This is a genomic window from Variovorax glucosi, from assembly GCF_051216695.1.
In the GTDB taxonomy this organism is placed as follows: Bacteria; Pseudomonadota; Gammaproteobacteria; order Burkholderiales; family Burkholderiaceae_C; genus Variovorax.
The window spans coordinates 279,549-301,301 of the sequence record NZ_JBPJZE010000002.1; the positions used below are offsets into that span (position 1 = coordinate 279,549).

Annotated in this window: 22 protein-coding genes; 16 read left to right on the forward strand and 6 right to left on the reverse strand. The window is 64.8% G+C overall.

Annotation, left to right across the window (positions count from 1 at the left end):
• Nucleotides 1-23 precede the first annotated feature (23 nt).
• A complete protein-coding gene (locus tag ACSFA3_RS09685) occupies nt 24-929 on the reverse strand; it encodes a 23S rRNA (adenine(2030)-N(6))-methyltransferase RlmJ (protein WP_435505235.1) in 906 nt (301 codons plus the stop codon).
• A gap of 156 nt (nt 930-1,085) precedes the next feature.
• On the opposite strand from ACSFA3_RS09685, the gene ACSFA3_RS09690 reads away from it, so the two are divergent.
• The 5 genes from ACSFA3_RS09690 to mdtD all read left to right on the forward strand — a co-directional run bounded on the left by ACSFA3_RS09690 (nt 1,086) and on the right by mdtD (nt 5,149).
• Nucleotides 1,086-2,150, forward strand: coding sequence for a porin (locus tag ACSFA3_RS09690; protein WP_435505236.1), 1,065 nt, complete (start codon nt 1,086-1,088; stop codon nt 2,148-2,150).
• Between the two features lie 152 nt (nt 2,151-2,302).
• A complete protein-coding gene (gene rplM / locus ACSFA3_RS09695) occupies nt 2,303-2,734 on the forward strand; it encodes a 50S ribosomal protein L13 (protein WP_435505237.1) in 432 nt (143 codons plus the stop codon).
• An 11-nt stretch (nt 2,735-2,745) separates the two neighbouring features.
• Nucleotides 2,746-3,138 (forward strand): 30S ribosomal protein S9, encoded by a 393-nt coding sequence (gene rpsI / locus ACSFA3_RS09700; protein ID WP_435505238.1) that lies wholly within the window; start codon nt 2,746-2,748, stop codon nt 3,136-3,138.
• Between the two features lie 169 nt (nt 3,139-3,307).
• On the forward strand, nt 3,308-3,673 hold the full coding sequence (gene erpA, locus ACSFA3_RS09705) for an iron-sulfur cluster insertion protein ErpA (RefSeq protein ID WP_435505239.1): 366 nt from the start codon (nt 3,308-3,310) through the stop codon (nt 3,671-3,673).
• A gap of 51 nt (nt 3,674-3,724) precedes the next feature.
• Nucleotides 3,725-5,149, forward strand: a complete 1,425-nt coding sequence (gene mdtD / locus ACSFA3_RS09710) for a multidrug transporter subunit MdtD (RefSeq protein WP_435505240.1) — start codon at nt 3,725-3,727, stop codon at nt 5,147-5,149.
• On the opposite strand, the gene ACSFA3_RS09715 is transcribed toward mdtD, so the two are convergent.
• The gene (locus tag ACSFA3_RS09715) at nt 5,146-6,270 is read right to left on the reverse strand and encodes an anhydro-N-acetylmuramic acid kinase (RefSeq protein WP_435506191.1); all 1,125 of its coding nucleotides are present in this window, start codon (nt 6,268-6,270) and stop codon (nt 5,146-5,148) included. The two genes, mdtD and ACSFA3_RS09715, sit on opposite strands and share 4 nt — an antisense overlap.
• Nucleotides 6,267-7,619 (reverse strand): M23 family metallopeptidase, encoded by a 1,353-nt coding sequence (locus tag ACSFA3_RS09720; RefSeq protein ID WP_435505241.1) that lies wholly within the window; start codon nt 7,617-7,619, stop codon nt 6,267-6,269. The genes ACSFA3_RS09715 and ACSFA3_RS09720 overlap by 4 nt, the downstream gene beginning before the upstream one ends.
• 158 nt (nt 7,620-7,777) lie before the next feature.
• Between ACSFA3_RS09720 and tyrS the strand changes: the two genes are divergently transcribed.
• The 3 genes from tyrS to dtd are packed head-to-tail and all read left to right on the forward strand — an operon-like array spanning nt 7,778 to nt 10,422.
• A complete protein-coding gene (gene tyrS, locus ACSFA3_RS09725) occupies nt 7,778-9,010 on the forward strand; it encodes a tyrosine--tRNA ligase (protein ID WP_435505242.1) in 1,233 nt (410 codons plus the stop codon).
• A 30-nt stretch (nt 9,011-9,040) separates the two neighbouring features.
• Nucleotides 9,041-9,982, forward strand: coding sequence for a cation diffusion facilitator family transporter (locus ACSFA3_RS09730; protein WP_435505243.1), 942 nt, complete (start codon nt 9,041-9,043; stop codon nt 9,980-9,982).
• Nucleotides 9,979-10,422, forward strand: coding sequence for a D-aminoacyl-tRNA deacylase (gene dtd, locus ACSFA3_RS09735; protein WP_435505244.1), 444 nt, complete (start codon nt 9,979-9,981; stop codon nt 10,420-10,422). The genes ACSFA3_RS09730 and dtd overlap by 4 nt, the downstream gene beginning before the upstream one ends.
• A 31-nt stretch (nt 10,423-10,453) precedes the next feature.
• Here the strand turns inward: dtd and ybeY are convergent, their stop codons facing one another.
• Nucleotides 10,454-10,915, reverse strand: a complete 462-nt coding sequence (gene ybeY / locus ACSFA3_RS09740) for an rRNA maturation RNase YbeY (RefSeq protein ID WP_435505245.1) — start codon at nt 10,913-10,915, stop codon at nt 10,454-10,456.
• A 2-nt stretch (nt 10,916-10,917) separates the two neighbouring features.
• Nucleotides 10,918-11,865 carry a PhoH family protein gene (locus ACSFA3_RS09745; RefSeq protein WP_435505246.1) on the reverse strand — a complete coding sequence of 316 codons (948 nt, stop codon included), beginning with the start codon at nt 11,863-11,865 and terminating at the stop codon, nt 10,918-10,920.
• A gap of 30 nt (nt 11,866-11,895) precedes the next feature.
• Between ACSFA3_RS09745 and ruvA the strand changes: the two genes are divergently transcribed.
• Nucleotides 11,896-12,468: a Holliday junction branch migration protein RuvA gene (gene ruvA, locus ACSFA3_RS09750; protein WP_435505247.1), complete on the forward strand. Its 573-nt coding sequence runs from the start codon at nt 11,896-11,898 to the stop codon at nt 12,466-12,468.
• A gap of 27 nt (nt 12,469-12,495) precedes the next feature.
• Here the strand turns inward: ruvA and ACSFA3_RS09755 are convergent, their stop codons facing one another.
• On the reverse strand, nt 12,496-14,055 hold the full coding sequence (locus tag ACSFA3_RS09755; protein ID WP_435505248.1) for a class I SAM-dependent methyltransferase family protein: 1,560 nt from the start codon (nt 14,053-14,055) through the stop codon (nt 12,496-12,498).
• 96 nt (nt 14,056-14,151) lie between these two features.
• Here ACSFA3_RS09755 and ruvB point away from each other — a divergent pair, with 96 nt between their 5' ends.
• The 7 genes from ruvB to ACSFA3_RS09790 all read left to right on the forward strand — a co-directional run bounded on the left by ruvB (nt 14,152) and on the right by ACSFA3_RS09790 (nt 21,739).
• Nucleotides 14,152-15,207, forward strand: coding sequence for a Holliday junction branch migration DNA helicase RuvB (gene ruvB / locus ACSFA3_RS09760; RefSeq protein WP_435505249.1), 1,056 nt, complete (start codon nt 14,152-14,154; stop codon nt 15,205-15,207).
• Nucleotides 15,208-15,240: 33 nt separating this feature from the next.
• Nucleotides 15,241-16,209: a CDF family Co(II)/Ni(II) efflux transporter DmeF gene (gene dmeF / locus ACSFA3_RS09765; protein WP_435505250.1), complete on the forward strand. Its 969-nt coding sequence runs from the start codon at nt 15,241-15,243 to the stop codon at nt 16,207-16,209.
• A gap of 54 nt (nt 16,210-16,263) precedes the next feature.
• Nucleotides 16,264-17,112, forward strand: coding sequence for a UDP-2,3-diacylglucosamine diphosphatase (locus ACSFA3_RS09770; protein WP_435505251.1), 849 nt, complete (start codon nt 16,264-16,266; stop codon nt 17,110-17,112).
• On the forward strand, nt 17,112-18,335 hold the full coding sequence (locus ACSFA3_RS09775) for a glycosyltransferase (protein WP_435505252.1): 1,224 nt from the start codon (nt 17,112-17,114) through the stop codon (nt 18,333-18,335). Before ACSFA3_RS09770 ends, ACSFA3_RS09775 begins: the two co-directional genes overlap by 1 nt.
• A gap of 33 nt (nt 18,336-18,368) precedes the next feature.
• Nucleotides 18,369-18,740: a hypothetical protein gene (locus ACSFA3_RS09780; protein WP_435505253.1), complete on the forward strand. Its 372-nt coding sequence runs from the start codon at nt 18,369-18,371 to the stop codon at nt 18,738-18,740.
• A gap of 129 nt (nt 18,741-18,869) precedes the next feature.
• Nucleotides 18,870-20,270 (forward strand): TolC family protein, encoded by a 1,401-nt coding sequence (locus tag ACSFA3_RS09785; protein WP_435505254.1) that lies wholly within the window; start codon nt 18,870-18,872, stop codon nt 20,268-20,270.
• Nucleotides 20,271-20,287: 17 nt separating this feature from the next.
• Nucleotides 20,288-21,739: a multicopper oxidase family protein gene (locus ACSFA3_RS09790; RefSeq protein WP_435506192.1), complete on the forward strand. Its 1,452-nt coding sequence runs from the start codon at nt 20,288-20,290 to the stop codon at nt 21,737-21,739.
• Nucleotides 21,740-21,753: the final 14 nt, after the last annotated feature.

Sequence of the window (21,753 nt, forward strand, 5' to 3'; positions counted from 1 at the left end):
CGCAACCGAAGCCGCCGCGTGCTTCAGCCGCCCGCGTCGAGCGAGAAGGTCGCGTTGCGGTCCTGCGCCAGATGCGTGACCAGCTGCGGCAACGCCGTTGCCAGCTTGGCTTTGAGCGTATGCGGCGGATTGATCAGGAACATGCCGCTCGCCGGAAGGCCGGGGCGGCGCGTTTCGCCGGTCGGATCGGTGACGATCTTGCTCGACTTGACCGTCAGCGTCGCATGCAGCCATGACTTGCCGGCCTTGGTGGCCATCGTCTTCAGGCGGCGGGGCAGATCGTGGGCCTCGGGCCGCGGAATGATCGGATACCAGACGGCGTAGGTGCCGGTCGCGAATCGCTTCAACGATTCCGCCGCGAAGTCGAGCACGCGTGCGTAGTCGCTTTTCACCTCATAGCTCGGATCGCACAGCACCAGCGCCCGGCGCGACGGCGGCGGCAGGAACTTGGTCGCGCTGCCGAAGCCGTCTTCGAGAAGCACGGCGATTTTCCGGCCTGCCTCCAACTGCGCGATATTGGCGGACAAGGTGCGCGAGTCGGTCGGATGCAGCTCGAACAGCTTCAGTTTGTCCTGGTCGCGCAGCAGGTGCTGAACGATGAACGGCGATCCCGGGTAGACCTTGGCGCCACCCTTGGGGTTGAAATCGCCGACGACCTCGAGATAACGCACCAGTGCATCGGCAAGCGGTGCAGATTCTTCGGCAGGCTTCTTCAGCTCGGCTAGCAGGCGCAGGAAGCCCTGTGCAGCTTCGCCGCTGGTGTCGGCATAGTCGCCATCGAGCCGGTAAAGGCCTGCACCGGCATGGGTGTCGACGACAGTAAGCGGCGCATCTTTTTCGAGCAGATGGTCGATCGTGGCAATCAAGACCGTGTGCTTTAGCACGTCGGCATGGTTGCCGGCATGGAATGCGTGGCGGTAACTGAACATGGGTCGATGGTAACTGCGTGTCCGCCGAACAACGGTCGAACGACGCTTGTAAGCGAATGTGCCGTCGACTGGTATGGCTATTGCTTACACTTGGACGCGCATGTTTCGTGCAGCGCCCAACTCTTGTCAACTCTCGTCACTGACCTCGAAACACCCATGAAAAATCATCTGATCGCCCTCGCTGCCAGCGCGCTCATCTCCGGCATCGCGATGCCAGCCCAGGCGCAATCCAGCGTGACCCTGTCCGGTCTGGTGGATGCTTATGTAGGTTCGATGCGAATGGCCGGCGATTCCGGTCGCAACACGGTGGTCGGCAGTGGTGGCCTGACGACGTCATGGTGGGGTGTCCAGGGGACGGAAGATCTCGGCGGTGGGTTGAAGGCTTCGTTCCTGTTGAATTCGTTCCTGCGCGCAGACACCGGCATCTACGGGCGCTTCAATGGCGATCCGTACTTCGCGCGCGATGCCAACGTGTCGCTCGCGGGCAGCTTCGGTTCCGTGCGAATCGGCCGCGGTACCGCGCCGAATTTCGTGCCGACCATCCTGATCAATCCGTTCGGCGACTCGTTCACGTTCTCTCCGCTCGTGCTGCACGGAAACGTCAACACGGCGGCCTGGGCTTATGGCACCACGCCTTCGGACACCGGCTGGAGCAACGGCCTGGCCTACACGACCCCGCGTTTCGGTGGCCTGACCTTCACGGCGCAATACCAGTTCGGCGAACAGTCGTCGGCCACGAACAACGACAACAAGAAGAACGTCGGCATCAATTTCATCTACATCGACGGCCCGTGGAGCGCTGTCGGCTACTACGAGCGCGACCAGATCAGCAATCCGGTCGCTCCCGGTCTTCTGACCACCACGATCGGCGGCGTTGCCCTGCCGGAAACCAAGAAGACCTGGATGCTCGGCGGCGCCTACGATTTCACCCTGGTCAAGTTCTTCCTGACCTACGGCGGCGCCAAGACCGATGTCGCCGACTACGACGCCAACACGACCTCCGTCGGCGTCAAGATTCCGCTAGGCACCGGCGCCGTTCTCGGCGGCATCGCCCGGACCCGGGTCACCGGTACCTTCGACGGCACACGCACCACAGGCACCATCGGCTACGACTACTACCTGTCGAAGCGCACCGACCTGTACGCCATGGCCATGCAGGACCGCGTGACCAATCGCTCCAGCGGCGCCAGCTACGCCCTGGGCATGCGCCACCGCTTCTGATTTCCCGGTTTCGTCGATCCGTCATACAATCGAAGGCTTCGCAGCGCTTTTGCAGCCCCGCGGCGAAGTTCAAATCCCACCTAAGAGATTCCCGCCAGAGGAACGCCGACCGTGGAAAAGGGCTCGACAAACCCTCCCCAAAGAGAAAACTCATGACCAAAACGTTCAGCGCAAAGCCCGCTGACGTGACGCACGAGTGGTTTGTGATTGACGCGACCGACAAGGTCCTCGGACGAGTAGCCAGCGAAGTTGCTCTCCGTTTGCGCGGCAAACACAAGGCCATTTACACGCCTCACGTCGACACCGGTGACTTCATCGTCATCATCAACGCAGCTCAGTTGCGTGTGACCGGCGCCAAGCCGATCGACAAGATCTACTACCGTCATTCGGGCTACCCAGGTGGTATCTCGGCGACGAACTTCCGCGACATGCAAGCCAAGCATCCAGGCCGTGCCCTGGAAAAGGCCGTCAAGGGCATGCTGCCCAAGGGCCCGCTCGGTTACGCGATGATCAAGAAACTCAAGGTCTACGGTGGCGCAGAGCACCCGCATACCGCCCAACAGCCCAAAGCGCTGGAACTGTAAGGAGCCTTGAGATGATTGGTGAATGGAACAATGGAACCGGCCGTCGCAAATCCAGCGTCGCACGTGTTTTCCTGAAGAAGGGCACTGGCAAGATCACGATCAATGGCAAGGACATCCAGGCTTATTTCGGCCGGGAAACTTCCATCATGATCGCGAAACAGCCGCTGTTCCTCACGAACAATGTCGAAACCTTCGACATCATGATCAACGTCGCTGGTGGCGGTGAATCGGGTCAGGCCGGCGCGGCGCGTCACGGCATCACCCGTGCACTGATCGACTACGACGCATCGCTCAAGCCGGCTCTGAGCCAGGCTGGCTTCGTGACGCGCGATGCGCGTGAAGTCGAGCGTAAGAAGGTCGGTCTGCATTCGGCACGTCGCCGCAAGCAGTTCTCGAAGCGTTAATAGCTGGCCTGCTATCAAAGAACCGCCTTCGGGCGGTTTTTGTGTTTATGAAGAGTCCGCACTTGCAGTCACGTCTAATCGGGTCGTTCCAGGTTGCAGATGTCGATTGCGATAGCATCCTTCCTTGCGTCGTTTTGAACGACGCCGAAAAGATTCACTGGAGTTACCTATGAGCGCTGTTGCCGAAAACGTCCCCACCATGATGCCCGAGCCGATTCTGTTCACCGACAGCGCGGCAGCCAAGGTGGCCGACCTGATCGCCGAGGAAGGCAACAACGACCTGAAGTTGCGCGTGTTCGTGCAGGGCGGCGGTTGCTCCGGTTTCCAATATGGTTTCACCTTCGACGAGATCACAAACGAAGACGACACGACCATGACCAAGAATGGCGTGTCGTTGCTGATCGATGCCATGAGCTACCAGTATCTGGTCGGCGCGGAGATCGACTACAAGGAAGATCTGCAAGGCGCCCAGTTCGTGATCAAGAACCCGAACGCCACCAGCACGTGCGGCTGCGGCTCCAGCTTCTCGGCCTGATCCACGCCTGCGTAGGAAAAATCAAACCGCCTTCGGGCGGTTTTTTCGTTCATGACACCTGAGATTTCGTTTCGGAAAAGTCTGCTCTGGCTGGTCGCCATCGGCTTCTTCATGCAGACGCTGGACGCAACCATCATCAACACCGCGTTGCCGGCGATGGCGGCCAGCTTGGGCGAGAGTCCGCTGCGCATGCAGTCCGTCGTGGTCGCCTACTCGCTCACGATGGCGATGCTTATTCCGGCATCGGGCTGGATCGCGGATCGATTCGGTACGCGCCGAATCTTCTTCTCGGCCATCGTGCTGTTCGTTGCCGGCTCGATAGCCTGCGCGGTTTCGCAAGGATTGGGACAACTGGTCGCTGCGCGTGTCGTACAGGGGTTGGGCGGTGCGTTACTTCTGCCAGTGGGGCGACTTGCTTTGCTGCGCACCGTGCCGCGCAGCGAATTCCTGCAGGCGATGAGTTTTGTCGCGATTCCGGGGCTGATCGGTCCGTTGCTCGGTCCGACACTGGGCGGCTGGCTGGTGCAGTACGCGTCATGGCACTGGATCTTTCTGATCAACGTACCTGTCGGACTCGTCGGCTGCATTGCAACGCTGCGTTTCATGCCCGACCTGCGCGGCGCCGTGCGAATGCCATTCGACGCGGGCGGTTATGCGTTGCTGGCGGTCGGCATGGTCGCGGTATCGCTCGCGCTGGACGGCGTGGCGGAGATGGGCCTTCGGCAGGTCAGCGTTTTCGTGCTGCTCGTCTTCGGCTTCGCCAGCCTGGCCGCCTATTGGCTGCGTGCGGGCCGGAAGCCCGATCCGTTGTTTTCACCGACGCTGTTCAAGGTGCCGACGCTCAGCATCGGGCTGATCGGCAACCTGTTCTCGCGCCTGGGCAGCAGCTGCATGCCTTTCCTGGTACCGCTGCTACTTCAGGTGTCGATGGGTTATTCGCCGCTGCACGCCGGTCTGATGATGCTGCCCATCGCGATCGCCGGCATGGCCATGAAGCGCTTCACGACGCCGCTCATCACTCGATTCGGTTATCGGACAGTATTGGTGACCAACACCGCGCTCGTTGGTATCTCGATGGCGAGTTTCGGGCTGACTGCGCCAGGTCAGCCGCTGGCTCTGCACATCGTCCAGCTGATGGTCTTCGGCGCCGTCAATTCCCTGCAGTTCACTGCCATGAACACCGTGACGCTGCGCGATCTCGACAACAGCATGGCCAGCAGCGGCAACAGTCTGTTGTCGATGGTGCAGATGCTGGCGATGAGCCTGGGCGTCGCGGCTGCGAGCTCCGTACTCGGCGGCTACACCGGAATCTTCGGTTCCACGTCGGCTGTCGATGCACTCGATACGCTGCACGCATTCCAGGCGACCTTCGCGACGATGGGCGTCATCACGATCGCGTCCGCAATGATCTTCTGGCATCTCCCGCCAGAAGATCGGGCGGTACAGCCGCAGCCCGAAGTGTCCGGGCACGTCTAGGCCGGATATACGGCGCCCAGCACGCGGGCGCCGCGCGCGCCAGTCACGCTGGGCAGGTTGCCGGGCCGGCGCTGAACCGTCGCCTTTGCGAGCCATGCGAAAGCGGCGGCTTCGACCTGCTGCGGCGGAAGACCGCGTTCTGCCGACGACACGACGTCGACGCCTGGAAGCAGTGCTGCCAGGCGCGCCATCAGGTGTGTATTGAAGGCGCCGCCGCCGCACACGACGAGTTCCCGGCAATCGCCGCCATGGCGACGCAGGTCGTTGGCGCAGGCGACCGCTGTGAGTTCGGTCAGCGTGGCTTGCACGTCGACAGGCGCGATGGTTCTTCCGGCAAGCTGCATCTCCAGCCAGTCGGAATGGAAAAGATCGCGACCGGTACTTTTCGGTGGCGCACTCGAGAAATAGGGGTCCGTCAGAAATCGCGCGAGCAGCGCCGGCTCGACCGTGCCGCTGGCCGCCCAGCGACCGTCCGCATCGAAAGGCTTGCCGGTGTGGATTCGGCACCATTGGTCCATCAGCGCATTGCCCGGGCCGCAGTCGAAACCCAGGATGACGGTCGCGGCATCGCTGTGCCGGGTCGCCGGCAGCAGGCTGATGTTAGAGATGCCGCCGATGTTGAGGACGGCGACGGGGCGATCCTGTAGACCGAATACGGCGAGGTGAAACGCCGGAACCAGCGGCGCGCCTTGACCACCAGCCGCCACGTCGCGGCTGCGAAAGTCGGCGATCACGTCGATGCCGGTCGATTCCGCCAGCAGTGCCGGGTTGTTGATCTGCACCGTGTACCCGACGCCGTCGAAAGCGCCTGGGCGATGGCGGACCGTTTGCCCATGCGCACCGATGGCGGTTATCGCCGACGCGGGCAAGGCGGCACTGGACAGCAACCGGTGCACGACGTCCGCATAAAGCCCGGAGAGGCCGTTGCCGGCAAGCGCCGCGCGATGGATCTCGTCGTTTCCGGGCGTATTCAGCGCCATGAATTCGGTGCGAAGCGCAGGGGGAAAGCCGACCTCCGCGTGGCCGAGAACGCGGATCGCGTTGTCACTCAGATCGACCAGCACACCGTCCACACCGTCGAGCGATGTGCCGGACATGAGGCCGATGTAGAGCCCGGTCAGTCTGCGCTCGCCTGGACGACGGAGAAGGCTGCCGACAGCTCCATGCGCGTGGCGATGGCCAGACGGGCGAACGCCGGACGCGACGCAGCGCTCAGGACGGCGCCACCGGTCTGCTGCGCGATGGCCGTGAGCGGGTCGACGAAGGCGCCGTTTACACGGAATTCGAAGTGCAGATGCGGACCGGTGGCCCAGCCGGTGGAACCGACGGCGCCGATGAACTGGCCCTGCGTCACGTTCTGGCCGGTGCGAACGTCCATGCGGCTCAGGTGCGCATACACGGTCTGCTGGTTGTTGCGGTGGTTGACGATGACGATGTTGCCGTAACCGCTCTGCTGGCCAGCGAAATCGACTGTTCCGTCGCCGACCGAACGTACGGCGGTGCCGGTCGGTGCTGCGAAATCGGTGCCGTTGTGCTGGCGCCAGCTGTTGAGGATCGGATGAAGGCGCATCGAGAAGCCGCTCGAAATGCGCGAGAACTCGACCGGCGACGACAGGTAGGCACGCACCAGGCTTTCGCCGTTCGGACGGTAGTAGCCACCCTTCTGACCGGGTTCCTGGAACCACATGGCCTGATGCTTCTGGCCGTTGCTTTCGAATTCCGCGGAAAGCACGCGGCCGGTGCGCAGCGACTGGCCTTCCGCTTCGAACGTTTCATAGACCACGGCGAAACGGTCACCCTTGCGCAATGCACGGAAATCGACGTCGCCCGCGAACACGTCGGCCAGCTGGCTGGCGACGGCGTCGGGTATCTCGGCCTTGTCGGTGGCCTCGAACAGCGTGGTGCGGACCACGCCGCTGGCGAGCCGGCTGGAAGCAGTGAGCTTCTCCTCTTCGGTGCGGATCGTGAAAGCGCGACCCGACCATGAAACGACCAGGCGTTTGAATGCGCCGTTTCCGTCGGGAATCCAGCGAGCGCTCAGGCGTTGCAGCGTGTTGTCGCGGGTGGCCTCTGCCGTGACCATGCGACCGGGGCGGCTGAGCAACGCGTTGCGAGCATCGGCATTGCCGCGCAGGAAGGACGCAGCCGCCGGATCGGCGATGCCCAGGCGTATGAGCAGTGCTTCGATGGTGTCGCTAGAGCGTGTGATCTCGGTGCGAAACAGCGTGAAGGCGTGCGTGTCGAGTGCTTCGACCTGATCGTCGAAAGCGATCGGCTTGACGGCCTCGAGCACCTGCTTGACCGGCAGATCGGAGGCGTCCGGGCCGAGCGAGGCCACGGCGAAGGCGCCGCCGCCTGCGCAAAGCAGGAACGCACCGATCACGGTGCCGATCTGCTTCGGATATGTCTTCAGAACGTGAGCGACGCGGAGGGCAAACAGCTCCTCAGCAGCAAGAATGGCTTTGATCAACTCTGGAAATCCCGTATCTGGTCGGCGGATCCGCAATGCAAGAACTCGCGTGGCGAGGTGGTAGGACAGTGCGGACGGAAGCGCCGCTTAGAATCCGGCGCTTGAGAAAGTCGGGCTGAGTATAGCTTCGGCGTCAGTCAAAACAGCCGAAAAACCCAATGACCGCCGAACCTGTTACATCCACAAATCTTTCAGACAGTGTAGGAAATTCGCTCGAAATCACGCTGCGCGGCACCGATGAGTTGCTTCCACGCGACGAATGGGTACGCAAGCTGCAGCGTTCGGAGGCCACCGGCACGCCTCTGCGCATCAAGCTCGGACTGGATCCGACCGCGCCGGACATTCACATCGGCCACACGGTGGTGCTCAACAAGATGCGTCAGCTTCAGGATCTCGGCCACACCGTGATCTTCCTGATCGGCGATTTCACGACCACCATCGGTGACCCGTCAGGCCGCAACAGCACCCGCCCGCCGCTGACCCGCGAGCAGATCGAGGCCAACGCCCAGACCTATTACCGTCAGGCCAGCCTCGTGCTGGACCCGGCAAGAACCGAGATCCGCTACAACTCCGAATGGAGCGATCCGCTCGGCGCGCGCGGCATGATCCAGCTGGCTGCCAAATACACGGTCGCCCGGATGATGGAGCGCGACGACTTCACCAAGCGTTTCAAGGCCGGCCAGTCGATCTCGGTGCACGAGTTTCTCTACCCGCTGATGCAGGGCTACGACTCGGTCGCGCTCAAGTCCGATCTGGAACTCGGCGGAACAGACCAGAAGTTCAACCTGCTGGTCGGTCGCCATCTGCAGGCGGAATACGGACAGGAGCCGCAGTGCATCCTGACGATGCCGTTGCTCGAGGGTCTGGACGGCGTCGAGAAGATGTCGAAAAGCAAGAACAACTACATCGGCGTGACCGAGGCGCCGAACGCGATGTTCGCGAAGGTGCTATCTATTAGTGACGTGCTGATGTGGCGCTGGTACACGCTGCTGAGTTTCCGGTCGATCGCGGACATCGCGGCGCTCAAGGCGGAGGTCCAGGCCGGTCGCAACCCGAAGGATGCGAAGGTCGCGCTGGCCAAGGAAATCACCGCGCGCTTCCACAGCGCGGCTGCGGCAGAGGCGGCGGAACAGGATTTCATCAACCGGAGCAAGGGCGGCGTGCCCGACGAAATTCCGGAGGTGTCGCTGACCGGCGCGCCGCTCGGCATGGCGCAGCTTCTGAAGCAGGCCGGACTTGCGGCTTCCACATCCGAAGGCAACCGGCTGATCGATGGCGGCGGCGTGCGCGTCGATTCTTCAGTGATCTCCGACAAGGGGCTGAAGCTCGAAGCCGGCATCTACGTCGTGCAGGTCGGCAAGCGCAAGTTCGCGCGCGTGACGCTCACCTGACGGCCGACAGCCGCGAAAGAGGCATCGTCCGTGGCAAGTTTCCTTCCAAGCCGTTATTTCAGCCGTTTGCCGAGCCCGAAGGCGCTGCTCCGGATATCGATCGTCGTGGCGCTGCTGACGATCGTGCTCAAGGGCGCGGCAGGCTACATCACCAATTCGATGGGCCTGATCTCGGACGCGATGGAGTCGTTCGTGAACCTCGCCAGCGCCACTTTCGCGCTTGCCATGGTGACGATCGCCACCCGGCCGGCCGACGAGGACCATCCGTACGGCCACCACAAGGCCGAGTATTTTTCCTCGGGCTTCGAAGGCATCCTGATCCTCGGCGCAGCGATCGCCATCGGCGTTACTGCCGCCTTCCGGCTGATTTCGCCGCAACCGCTCGAGCAGCTCGGCTGGGGGCTGGCGCTGTCGGTGGTGAGTTCGGGCTTCAATGCCGGCTTGGCCTATGCGCTGTTCAAGGCGGCGAGTGCGCATCGTTCGATCGCGCTGGAAGCCGACGCGCGGCATCTGGTCACCGATGTCTGGACGTCGGTCGCCGTCGTGGTCGGCATCGTCGCGGTGCATTTCACCGGCTGGCTGTGGCTGGATCCGCTGCTGGCGATCGGCGTGGCGATCAATATCGCGCGCGAAGGCGTCCATCTGGTCTGGCGCTCGTCGCAGGGGCTGATGGACCAGGCGATGGACGCCGAATCGCTGGCCGCGCTGCACGAAACGTTGGCCGGTTTTGCCGGTCGGCCCGACGGCGAGCATCTGCGCTTCGACGACATCGTCACCCGCAGCGCGGCACAGCGGCGGTTTGCCGACATGCACATGCATGTGCCCGGCGACTGGTCGCTGCAGCGGGCGGCCGGGTTGCGGGACGCGGTCGAGAAAGCACTCATGGATGCGATACCCGGTCTGCGGATCAGCATCCAGTTGCTGCCGCTCGACATGGAAGCACGCGCCGTGCAGATGGACGCCAATCCGTGATCGCGTTGCTTCAACGTGTCAGGGAGGCGCGCGTCGAAATCGCCGGCGATACCGTCGGCGCGATCGGCGTCGGGTTGCTGATACTGTTGTGCGCCGAACACGGCGACACCGACGCGGTCGCCGAGAGGATGCTGGCCAAGGTCCTCAAGCTGCGCATCTTCTCGGACGAAGCCGGCAAGATGAACCTCAGCGTACAAGACGTCGGCGGCGCGTTGCTGGTAGTGAGTCAGTTCACGCTCGCGGCGGATGCGAGCGGCGGCAACCGGCCGAGCTTCAAGCAGGCTGCGGCGCCGGACGATGGTCACCGCCTCTACGACTTCTTCGTGAGCCGGGCGCGGATTGCGCATCCGATGGTCGAAACCGGCGTTTTTGCGGCCGACATGCAGGTGCACCTGATCAACGACGGCCCTGTCACCATTCCGCTTCGCATGACGGCCTGACGGATCGATGGCCTGAAGAAGGTTCGACACCCTAATAAGGGTTGGCGATGCCCAGTTCCGCCAGGATCTCGATCTCGTAGGCTTCCATTTCCTCGGCATCGGCTTCGCCGGTTTCATGATCCCAGCCTTGCGCGTGCAGCGCGCCGTGGACCAGCAGGTGCGCGTAGTGATCGGCCAGCGACTTGCCCTGTTCTTCTGCCTCGCGCGCGACGACCGGCGCGCAGAGCACCAGATCGGCCGAAACCACGGGTTCCTGTGCGTAATCGAAGGTCAGCACGTTGGTGGCGTAGTCCTTGCCGCGGAATTCGAGATTCAGGCTCTGGCCTTCTTCGGTACCGACGATGCGCACGGTGATCTCGCCGTCGACCGCCAGCGCATGACGAATCCATCGCGAGACGCTGCGGCGCGGCAACGCGGCGCGGTGCAGCGCGGCATCGTCGAAGCGCCCGAACTGCAGCGACAGCGCCAATTGCTGCAAAGCCGGTTTCGCCATGCTCAGGTCGCTCCGGTCCGTTTGCGCGCGCCGTCGTAGGCATCGACGATGCGCGCCACCAGCGGATGGCGCACCACGTCGGCCGTGGTGAAGCGCGTGATCGCGATGCCCTTGACGCGCTTCAGCACGCGTTCGGCGTCGACCAGGCCCGAGAGCTGTGTCTTCGGCAGGTCGACCTGGCTGACGTCGCCGGTCACCACCGCCTTGGCGCCGAAGCCGATGCGCGTGAGGAACATCTTCATCTGCTCGGGCGTCGTGTTCTGCGCTTCGTCGAGGATCACGAAGGCGTTGTTCAGCGTGCGGCCGCGCATGAAGGCCAGCGGCGCGATTTCCAGCGCGTTGCGCTCGAAGGCCTTCTGCACTTTCTCGTAGCCCATCAGGTCGTAGAGCGCGTCGTAGAGCGGGCGCAGGTATGGATCGACTTTCTGCGAGAGATCGCCCGGCAGAAAGCCGAGCCGCTCGCCGGCCTCGACCGCCGGCCGCGTCAGCACGATGCGCTGCACCGCGCTGCGCTCCAGCGCATCGACCGCGCAGGCCACCGCGAGATAGGTCTTGCCGGTGCCGGCCGGGCCGATGCCGAAGGTGATGTCGTGCTTCGCGATGTTGTCGAGGTATTCGGCCTGCGTCGGCGTGCGGGCGCGCAGGTCGGCGCGGCGCGTGACCAGCATCGGGCCGGCCTCGCCATCGCCGGTCATACCGGAATCGCTAGCCAGCGTGAGCTGCACCACGGCCGGGTCGATCGGCCGCTCGGCGATCTCGTACAACGCCTGCAGAACCTCGATGGCCTGATCGGCGATGGCTTTCGGGCCGTCGACCTTGAACTGCTCGTGGCGATGCGCGATCGTCACGCCCAGCGTGTCCTCGATGCGCCTCAGGTGCGCGTCGAGCGGGCCGCACAGGTGGCCGAGGCGCACGTTGTTGAGGGGCTTGAAGGTGTGGCGAACGATCAAAGGATAATTCCGGCTCTTGAAGGGGTACCCATGATAGGCAAATTGACCGGCACGCTGGTCGAACGCAATCCGCCGCAGGTGGTGGTGGACTGCAACGGTGTCGGCTACGAGGTCGACGTACCGATGAGCACCTTCTACAACCTGCCGCACGCCGGCGAGCGGATTTCGCTGCTGACGCACTTCGTGGTGCGCGAGGACGCGCAGATTCTGTACGGTTTCGGTACCGCCGAGGAGCGTGTGGCTTTCCGTCAGCTCATCAGGATTTCGGGCGTCGGGCCTCGCATGGCGCTCGGAGTGCTATCGGGCCTGAGCGTCAACGAACTGGCGCAGGCGATCACGCTCCAGGACGCCGGCCGGCTGGTGAAGATTCCCGGCATCGGCAAGAAGACCGCCGAGCGGCTGCTGCTCGAACTCAAGGGCAAGCTCGGCGCCGACATCGCGATGCCGGCCCATGCCGCGACCGACGCGCAGGCCGACATCCTGCAGGCGCTGGTCGCGCTGGGTTACAGCGACAAGGAAGCCGCGCTCGCCCTCAAGGCGCTGCCGAAGGACGCGACGGTGGGCGAGGGCATCAAGCTGGCCTTGCGCGCGCTGGCGAAATAAGGCGCGATCTGCCGCCTGCCTGTTCGCCTATTCGTTACGCACAGCCAACGACACGGTGTGCAGACCCCAGACATCGCCAAGCTGATCGACCTTCCGGAAACCGGCTTCCTCGACGAGCCGGTCCAGCGAGGCCTGGGAGCGGCGGCGGCCGGTCGGCGGCGACCCGGGATGCCAGGGCGCGCAGGTGTAGATCAGATAGCCGCCGTCCTGCACGGCATCGCCGACGCCGACGAGCGATCGGCGCACCAGCGCATCGTCTTCGAAGAGCTCGTACAGCCCTGAAGCGATCGCGATCGTCGGGCGTGGAAAGATGCTCGCCAGGCTCAGCCGATCGAATGCATCGGCCTTTTCGAAGCGCGCCACGTCGTGCATCTCGTAGCGTGCGATCCAGCCCTGTCCGGCGCGCACTTCCGCTTCGGCTATGTCGCGCAACAGGATCGCGCCGGGCTTGACCGGGCTCGACCGGATGGCATCCAGCAGATAGCGACCCGGTCCGGCGGCGATGTCGATCAGCCGCACGTCGCGGCGGCGCTCGGCCAGGTGCTCCATCGTTTCGAGGACGAAGTTCTGGACATGTCGCATCCGTTCGCGCAGGGCGTCTGCCTTGATCGTTTTCAGGTAATTCGCGTCGATGCGGCGACCGAGCGCGCCACGGCCTTGCGGCTCCGCGCGATAGACATGGTCGAGCGCGCTGCCGGAATCGAAGCCGCCAGCGAGGCCCAGCCGGATGCCTTCCGACAACCGACCGCGCCATCGCATCGCAAAAGGCTGCTGCGGCGGCGCAGGTGGTTCGGTCGAAGCCGTACCGGCGGAATTGCTCTGTTTTGCGATCGACGACGCAATGGCCGGTTCCGCAGGCGCGTCGAACTGCTGAAGCAAGAAGGTGCGGACCGCGAGGATGGCTGTCGCGCCATCGGCCGCGCCGAACACGTCGTGCGGCGCGCCGGGCAGGTCGAGCCGGGCCTTGTTCGTGGAGCTCAATCCGTCGAAGAAGCGCTGTTGCAACTCGGGATGCGCGGTGCGGTCGGCGCCGGCGACCAGCAGTTGCACCGGGCAGGCGACAGCGCCGGCATCCGATACCGTGCGTTCGACGCCGGCTTCTCGTTCGTCGCTCAAAGGCCCGCGCCATGCGCGCGTCAGCTGCGCACCGATGCGCGCAAAAGGCACCGCGCTTCGGACCTCGAAGGTCGGCGCGACCAGTGTCAGACCGCGCACTCGCGCTCCGTGGTCGTGTGCCCACAGCGCCAGCGCCAGGGCACCGTCGCCCTGGCCGACGAGAAACAGGTTGCCTACCGGCACGCCATGCGCGGCGCCGATGTGCTCGACGAACGACTGCAGGTTGCGAATGGGAGCGAGGAAGTCCCGACCGGGTTTGTCGAGGCCGCCAGCATCTAAAGCGAAGAAGTCGAAGTCCGGCAGATCGAATGCGCTGATCAGCGCTGCCGGGTCCGCGCGCTGTATGGAACCGCTGTAGATCAGCGCGACCACGCCGCGTCGACGCGATGCACTGCGCCAATGACTGTACGAGAGGGAATCGCCCTGGAGCGTCTGGAAATCGTGCGCTTGCGGCACGCGGGGAGGAAACATGTCGTCCTTGTCGGAAAGACATCGTATTTTGCCAGCGGCCCCAGGCGCGCGATGCCAGTCAACGCCTACTAAACTGTCCTGCACTCCTTTTGCGCCATGACCATCCAGACCGACGATTTCGCTCCCGCCCCGCCCCGCATGGTGTCCGCAGCCCCCGCCTCGCCGAACGAAGAGGCCATCGAACGGGCCCTGCGACCGAAGCTGCTCGACGAATACGTCGGCCAAGCCAAGGTGCGCGAGCAACTGGAAATCTTCATCGGTGCGGCGCGCCAGCGCGGCGAGGCGCTCGACCATGTGCTGCTGTTCGGCCCGCCAGGCCTCGGCAAGACCACGCTCAGCCACATCATCGCGGCCGAACTCGGCGTCAATCTGCGCCAGACCTCCGGTCCGGTGCTGGAAAAACCGAAGGACCTGGCGGCGCTGCTCACCAACCTGGAGCGCAACGACGTGCTCTTCATCGACGAGATCCATCGCCTCAGCCCGGTCGTCGAAGAAATCCTCTACCCCGCGCTGGAGGACTACCAGATCGACATCATGATCGGCGAAGGGCCGGCGGCGCGCAGCATCAAGCTCGACCTGCAGCCGTTCACGCTGGTCGGCGCCACCACACGCGCCGGCATGCTGACCAATCCGCTGCGCGACCGCTTCGGCATCGTCTCGCGGCTGGAGTTCTACACGCCCGAAGAGCTGGCGCGCATCGTCACGCGCAGCGCGGGTCTGCTCAAGGTGCCGGTGGATGCGGCCGGCGGCTTCGAGATCGCCCGCCGCTCGCGCGGCACACCGCGAATCGCCAACCGATTGCTGCGCCGTGTGCGCGACTATGCGCAGGTCAAGGGCGACGGGCGCATCACCGAAGACATCGCGCACCGGGCGCTGGCCATGCTCGACGTCGATCCGCAAGGCTTCGACCTGATGGACAGGAAGCTGCTCGAAGCCGTGATCCATCGATTCGATGGCGGTCCGGTCGGGCTCGACAACATCGCCGCCAGCATCGGCGAGGAGTCGGGAACGATCGAAGACGTGATCGAGCCGTACCTGATCCAGCAGGGCTATCTGCAACGCACGCCGCGCGGGCGCATCGCCACGCTGGCGGCATACCGGCACCTGGGCGTGGCGCCGCCGAGCCGCGACGGCGACATGTTCGCGACCTGATCCGCACACCGATTCGAAATCCGGAGTCTTTTCATGCACACCCACCACCTGAGCGACTGGCAACACACCCACCGTTTCGACACCGACAGCCACCGCGCCGAGCGCAACACGCGGCTGGTGATGTGGATCACGCTGGCGACGATGCTGATCGAGATCGGCGCCGGCTGGTGGTTCAACTCGATGGCGCTGCTTGCCGACGGCTGGCACATGAGCTCGCACGCGTTCGCCATCGGGCTCAGCGCTTTCGCGTATGGCGCGATGCGGCGCCACTCGGCCGATCCGCGCTTCGCTTTCGGCACCTGGAAGATCGAGGTTCTGGCCGGATTCGCCAGCGCGCTGTTCCTGGTCGGCGTCGCGGTGTTGATGGTGGTCGGCTCGCTGGAGCGGCTGTGGTCGCCCGAGCCGATCCATTACCGCGAGGCGATCGCCGTGGCGGGCTTCGGGCTGATCGTGAATCTGATCTGCGCGCGGCTGCTGGGAGGCGCGCACGGGCACGAGCACGGTCATGGTCACGATCACGGACATGCGCACGGACACGACCATGCGCATGACGATGCGCCCGACCTCAACCTCAAGTCAGCGTACATCCACGTACTCGCCGATGCGGCAACCTCGGTGCTCGCCATCGCTGCGCTGATCGGCGGCTGGATCTACGGCTGGTCGTGGCTCGATCCGGCGATGGGCATCGTCGGCGCGGTGCTGGTCGCGAACTGGGCACGCGGACTGCTGATGGAAACCGGACGGGTGCTGCTCGACCGCGAGATGGACCATCCGGTGGTCGCCGAGATCCGCGAAGGCGTCGAGCAGGGACTGGCCGATTCGCACACACGGGTGGCCGACCTGCATGTGTGGCGCGTCGGGCGCGCTGCATATTCGTGTGCGCTGACGGTGGTGACGCACTCGGCGACGCTCGATGCCGACACGGTGCGGGCGCAGTTCTCGATGCACGAGGAGATCGTGCATTCGACGGTGGAAATACAGCGCTGCACTGACGGTCATTGAACCTTCACGCGGTTGCCACGCCGCTGTCTTCCGCACGCCGGAAGCTCCGGTTCCATGCAACGCGACGCCGCCTTTCTCCACGCATGGACCGACACCGCCGCACGCCCCGTGCGGCATTTCCGCACGCTGTGGATCTCCGACCTGCATCTCGGCACGCCCGGATGCCAGGCGGATGCACTGCTCGATTTCCTCAAGCACACCGAATGCGAGACGCTGTTCCTGGTCGGCGACATCATCGATGGCTGGCAGCTGAAGCGGCAGTGGTACTGGCCGCCCGCGCACAACAACGTGGTGCAGAAACTGTTGCGCAAGGCACGCAAGGGCACGCGTGTGATCTTCGTGCCGGGCAACCACGACGAGTTCGCGCGCAAGTATCTGAACCACAACTTCGGCGGCATCGATGTCGTCGACGACTGGATCCACGAGACGGCCGACGGCCGGAAGCTGTGGGTGATGCACGGCGACCTGTTCGACGGCGTGATCCAGTGCGCGAAGTGGCTGGCGCATGTCGGCGATTCGCTCTACGAATTCACGCTGCGGCTCAATCGCCACCTCAATTCGCTGCGCGCGCGCATGGGGCTGCCGTACTGGTCGCTGTCGCAGTACCTCAAGCTGAAGGTCAAACGTGCCGTCAGCTATGTCGGCGATTTCGAGCAGGCGGTGGCGCGCGAGGCCCGCAAGCGCGGCGTGCAGGGCGTCGTCTGCGGCCACATCCACCATGCCGAAATGCGCGACATCGACGGCATCCTCTACTGCAATGACGGTGACTGGGTCGAAAGCCTGACGGCCCTTGCCGAGCATGCCGATGGCACGCTGGAGATCCTGCGCTGGGCCGAACACATGCCCGTCGCTGCCGGAAGGCTGGAGCGCGCTGCACCCAAACCTGCGGCAGTGCACGCGTGATGCTGCTCGATCCGCGTGCCGATTCGGACGTCGCAGAGAGCGAGGGCGCTGCCGCTTCGGTCACGACATGCACCGTCGATCTGGTCTACATCGACGCCGGCGGCGGCCACCGCGCTTCGGCGCTCGCCCTGGAGGCGGCGATCGTGCGTGCGGGACTGAAGTGGAACGTGCGCCTGGTCAACCTTCGCGAGGTGCTCGACCCGACCGACGGCTTCCGGCGCTTCACGGGCATCGATCCGGAAGATGTCTACAACCAGCGCATCAAGCGCGGCTGGACTGCGGGGCTCGCGCAGGAACTCAAGGTGCTGCAGGCCATGATCCGCTGGTCGCATGCGGCGCTGGTGCGGCGGCTGCGCGTCCACTGGTCCGCGACGCAGCCCGACATGGTCGTCTCGCTGATTCCCAACTTCAACCGTGCATTGCGTGCGTCGCTGGCGCTGGCGTGTCCGCAGGCGCCTTACGTGACCGTGCTGACCGATCTTGCCGACCATCCTCCGAACTTCTGGATCGAGAAGGGCCTCGACCAGCACGTCGTCTGCGGCTCCGACCGCGCCGTGCAGCAGGCGCGCGATGCCGGCTGCGCACCGTCGCGCATCCACGCGACCTCGGGAATGATCCTGCGGCACGGCTTTCACGAAGCGCAGCATGGCGATGAGAGCGACGACTGCGACGCGCGTGCGGATGCGCGCCGGCAACTCGGACTCGATCCGCACCGCACCACCGGCATCGTGCTGTTCGGCGGTCAGGGTGCGAAGGCCATGCTGGACATCGCCCGTCGCCTGCCCGACAGGCAGCTGATCCTGGCCTGCGGTCACAACGCGAAGCTGGCCAACGCGCTTCGGGCATTGCCGGCGCAGCCCGGACAGGCACCGCGCCTGGTGCTGGGCTTCACGCCCGATCCGGCGCGCTACATGCGGCTCGCCGACTTCTTCATCGGCAAGCCGGGACCGGGCAGCGTGAGCGAAGCGGTGCAGATGAAGCTGCCGGTGATCGTTGCCTGCAACCGGTGGACGCTGCCGCAGGAGCGCTACAACGTGCAGTGGGTGCGAGAGCACGGCGTCGGCATCGTGGTGCCGGGATTCGCGAAAGTGCGGGAGGCCGTGGATTCGCTGGTTGCGGAACTGCCTGCGTATCGCTCTGCCACGCTGCGGATGCGCAACCGCGCGGCTTTCGAAGTGCCGGAAATCCTGAGGAAAGTGTTTTCGGCGGACCGAACGGCTTGACCTTGACACAATGCGAAGGTGCAAAGTCCCTTCATGCCCTGGCTACGCCTGCTCGTTCTCTGGATCGCGATGATCGCCGTACCCTTTCAGGCGTACGCGGCCGCGACCATGGCGTTCTGCGGCTCGGGACATACAGACCCCGTTGCGGCGACGGCGCACGAGGACTCGGGGCACGACCACGCACATGACCATGCAGCAGCCGACTCATCCTTTGACTCATCTACTGACTCACCCACTGAAGCTTCGCATCAGTGCGCCACCTGCGGCGCCTGCCATGCGACGGCGCTGACCTGTCTTTTTTCCGCAGTCGTCGTCCAGGACCTGCCGCCTGCCGACCTGGCCGAGCCATCCTTCGCGATGGCGACGAACACGTCGCGCGTCCCAGAGAAACCGCCTCGCGGCTGAGCTCCGGGCATTGGTGCGTCCGCGATTCGCGTCGCGGACCGGCACGAGCGCCCCAACGCATCGCCCGCGCCGTCGACATCGCCTTTGCTGCATGTCTGGCGCTCCGTTCATGATTTCGCGAGGACGCCCATGTTCCATTCTTCGCCGGCTTTTCGCCCGGCATCTTTTTCTTTGATCATCGCCGCGGCTGCCGCTGCCGTGCTGCTCTCCGGCTGCGCCTCCGTCGGCATCGACGAAGCCGTCGAAGACACCAACGTCCGGGCACAGCAGTTCACCGGCGGCAATCTCGAACTGAGCCGCACGCAGGTGCAGACCGATCGCCGCGCCGCACTTTCGCGCGACCTGCTCGCCGCTCCGCTGTCGCAGGACGGCGCGGTCCAGCTCGCGCTTGCCAACAGCCCGGCCGTGCAATCGCTGATCGCGCGAAGCTGGGTCGACATTGCCGCAGCCAACCAGATCGGCCGCCTGCCCAACCCGGTCTTCACCTTCGAGCGCCTGCGCCTGGGCAGCGAGCTCGAACTGGGACGCCTGCTCTCGTTCGGACTCGTCGACCTGATCCTGCTGCCGCAACGGATGGCAATCTCCAGAAGCCAGTCCGATCGGGCCAGGCTCCAGCTCACGGGCGTAGTCGTCGACCAGGTCACGGGCGTCAGGCAGGCCTGGGTTCGGGCCGTGGCCGCGCAGCAGTCGGTCCGCTACGCAGAACAGGTCAGCGAATCCGCCGAAGCCAGCGCAGAACTGGCGCGCCGGATGCAGAGTGTCGGCAACTTCAGCAAGCTGCAGCGCGCGCGACAGCAGGTTTTCCATGCCGACGCGACGACGCAACTCGCGCTGGCGCGGCACGCGGCGACCGCCACGCGGGAGGAGCTGGTCCGCGCCATTGGGCTCGACGATGCGCAGGCCGCTCAACTCACCCTGCCGGAGCGGCTTGCCGATCTGCCCCCGGCGCCGCGCGATGCGACGGAGGTCGCGGGCGCGGCGACGGCGCAGCGCCTGGACGCTCAGCTGGCGCGCGCGCAGCTGGAAGTCGCCGGTCGTTCGCAAGGCATCAACCTGCTTTCCACTTTTACCGACGTCGAGATCGGCGGCCGGCGCGACACGGCGTTCGACAACGCAGCCGGCACGCAAAGCACGCGGCGCGGCTTCGAGCTCGACATCCGGCTGCCGTTGTTCGACTGGGGCTCGGCGCGCCGCGACGTGCTGAACGCGCAGTCGCTGGCCGCGGCGAACCAGTACGACGCGACCGTTCGCAGCGCCGCCTCGCAATTGCGCCAGGGCTACTCCGCTTACCGGACCGCCTACGACATCGCGCGCCACTACCGCGACGAGGTCGTGCCGTTGCGCCAGGCGATGGCCGACGAGAACGCGCTTCGCTACAACGGCATGCTGATCGGCGTCTTCGAGCTTCTGGCCGAGGCTCGCGATCAGGTCGCCAGCGTGAGCCGTGCCATCGACGCGCAACAGCAGTTCTGGCTCGCCGATGCCGCGCTGGCCGCATCGGTCATTGGCAAACCCCTCCAGACACGGTGAACGACACAGTAAACGACATGACCAACCGACGCAATTTTCTGACCGGCGCAGGCGCCATCACAGGCGCTTTCGCCGCCGCCGGCGTAAGCGAGGTGGCCATGGCCGCACTGCCCGAGCCCGTGATGCAGATCACACCCGACACCATGCCGCCACTCGCACCGCCGAGCGGCCGGCCCTACGACCCGGTCGTCACGCTCAACGGCTGGACGCTGCCCTGGCGCATGCGCGACGGCGTCAAGGAATTCCACCTGGTGGCCGAACCTGTCGTGCGCGAGATGGCGCCCGGCTTCAAGGCCAATCTTTGGGGCTACAACGGCCAGTCGCCGGGGCCGACTATCGAAGTCGTGGAAGGGGACAGGGTGCGGATCTTCGTCACCAACAGGCTGCCCGAGCACACCAGCGTGCACTGGCACGGCCAGCGCCTGCCCAACGGCATGGACGGCGTCACCGGTCTCACGCAGCCCGGCATTCCGCCGGGCAAGACTTTCGTCTACGAGTTCGTCGCGCGCCGGCCCGGCACCTTCATGTATCACCCGCATGCCGACGAGATGACGCAGATGGCGATGGGCATGATGGGTTCATGGGTCACGCATCCCAAGGGTCGTCATCCGCTGATCGACAGGGTCGATCGCGACTTTGTCTTTTTGCTGAATGCCTACGACGTAGAGCCCGGCAGCGCCACGCCGAAGATCATGACGATGCTCGACTTCAACATCTGGTCGTGGAACAGCCGTGTCTTTCCCGGCATCGATTCGCTCAACGTGCGCCTGAACGACAAGGTCCGCATCCGCGTCGGCAACCTCACCATGACCAATCATCCGATGCATCTGCACGGTCACGAATTCGAGGTGACGGGCACCGACGGCGGACCGGTGCCGAAGAGCGCGCGCTGGCCGGAGGTCACGACCGACGTGGCGGTCGGCCAGATGCGCCAATTCGAATTCGTCGCGGACGAGGAGGGCGACTGGGCCTTCCATTGCCACAAGAGCCATCACACGATGAACGCGATGGGCCACGACGTGCCGACCATGATCGGCGTCGAGCAGAAGGACATCGTTCGCAAAATCGCGAACCTGGTGCCCGACTACATGGCGATGGGCGAGCGCGGCATGGCCGACATGGGCGCGATGGAGATGCCGATACCCGCCAACACCGCACGAATGATGACCGGCAAGGGCCCGTTCGGATCGGTCGAGATGGGCGGCATGTTCAGCGTGGTCAAGGTGCGCCGTGGACAGAAGGCGGGCGACTACGGCGATCCGGGCTGGTTCAGGCATCCGGCGGGGACGGTGGCGCGGGAAGTGGAGAACGGATTGGGGAACGGCTCAGCAGAGGCGGTACCGCCCGAGGCGCACCATCACCACGGATCGGGCAACTCGGCGATGCCTGCGGAGAACATGCCGGCTGCGGAGGTCGAGGTGCAGATCCGCAAGCCGGCCGGCGGGCATGCGGGGCACGCCGGGCACTGAGGTGAGGCTCGGCG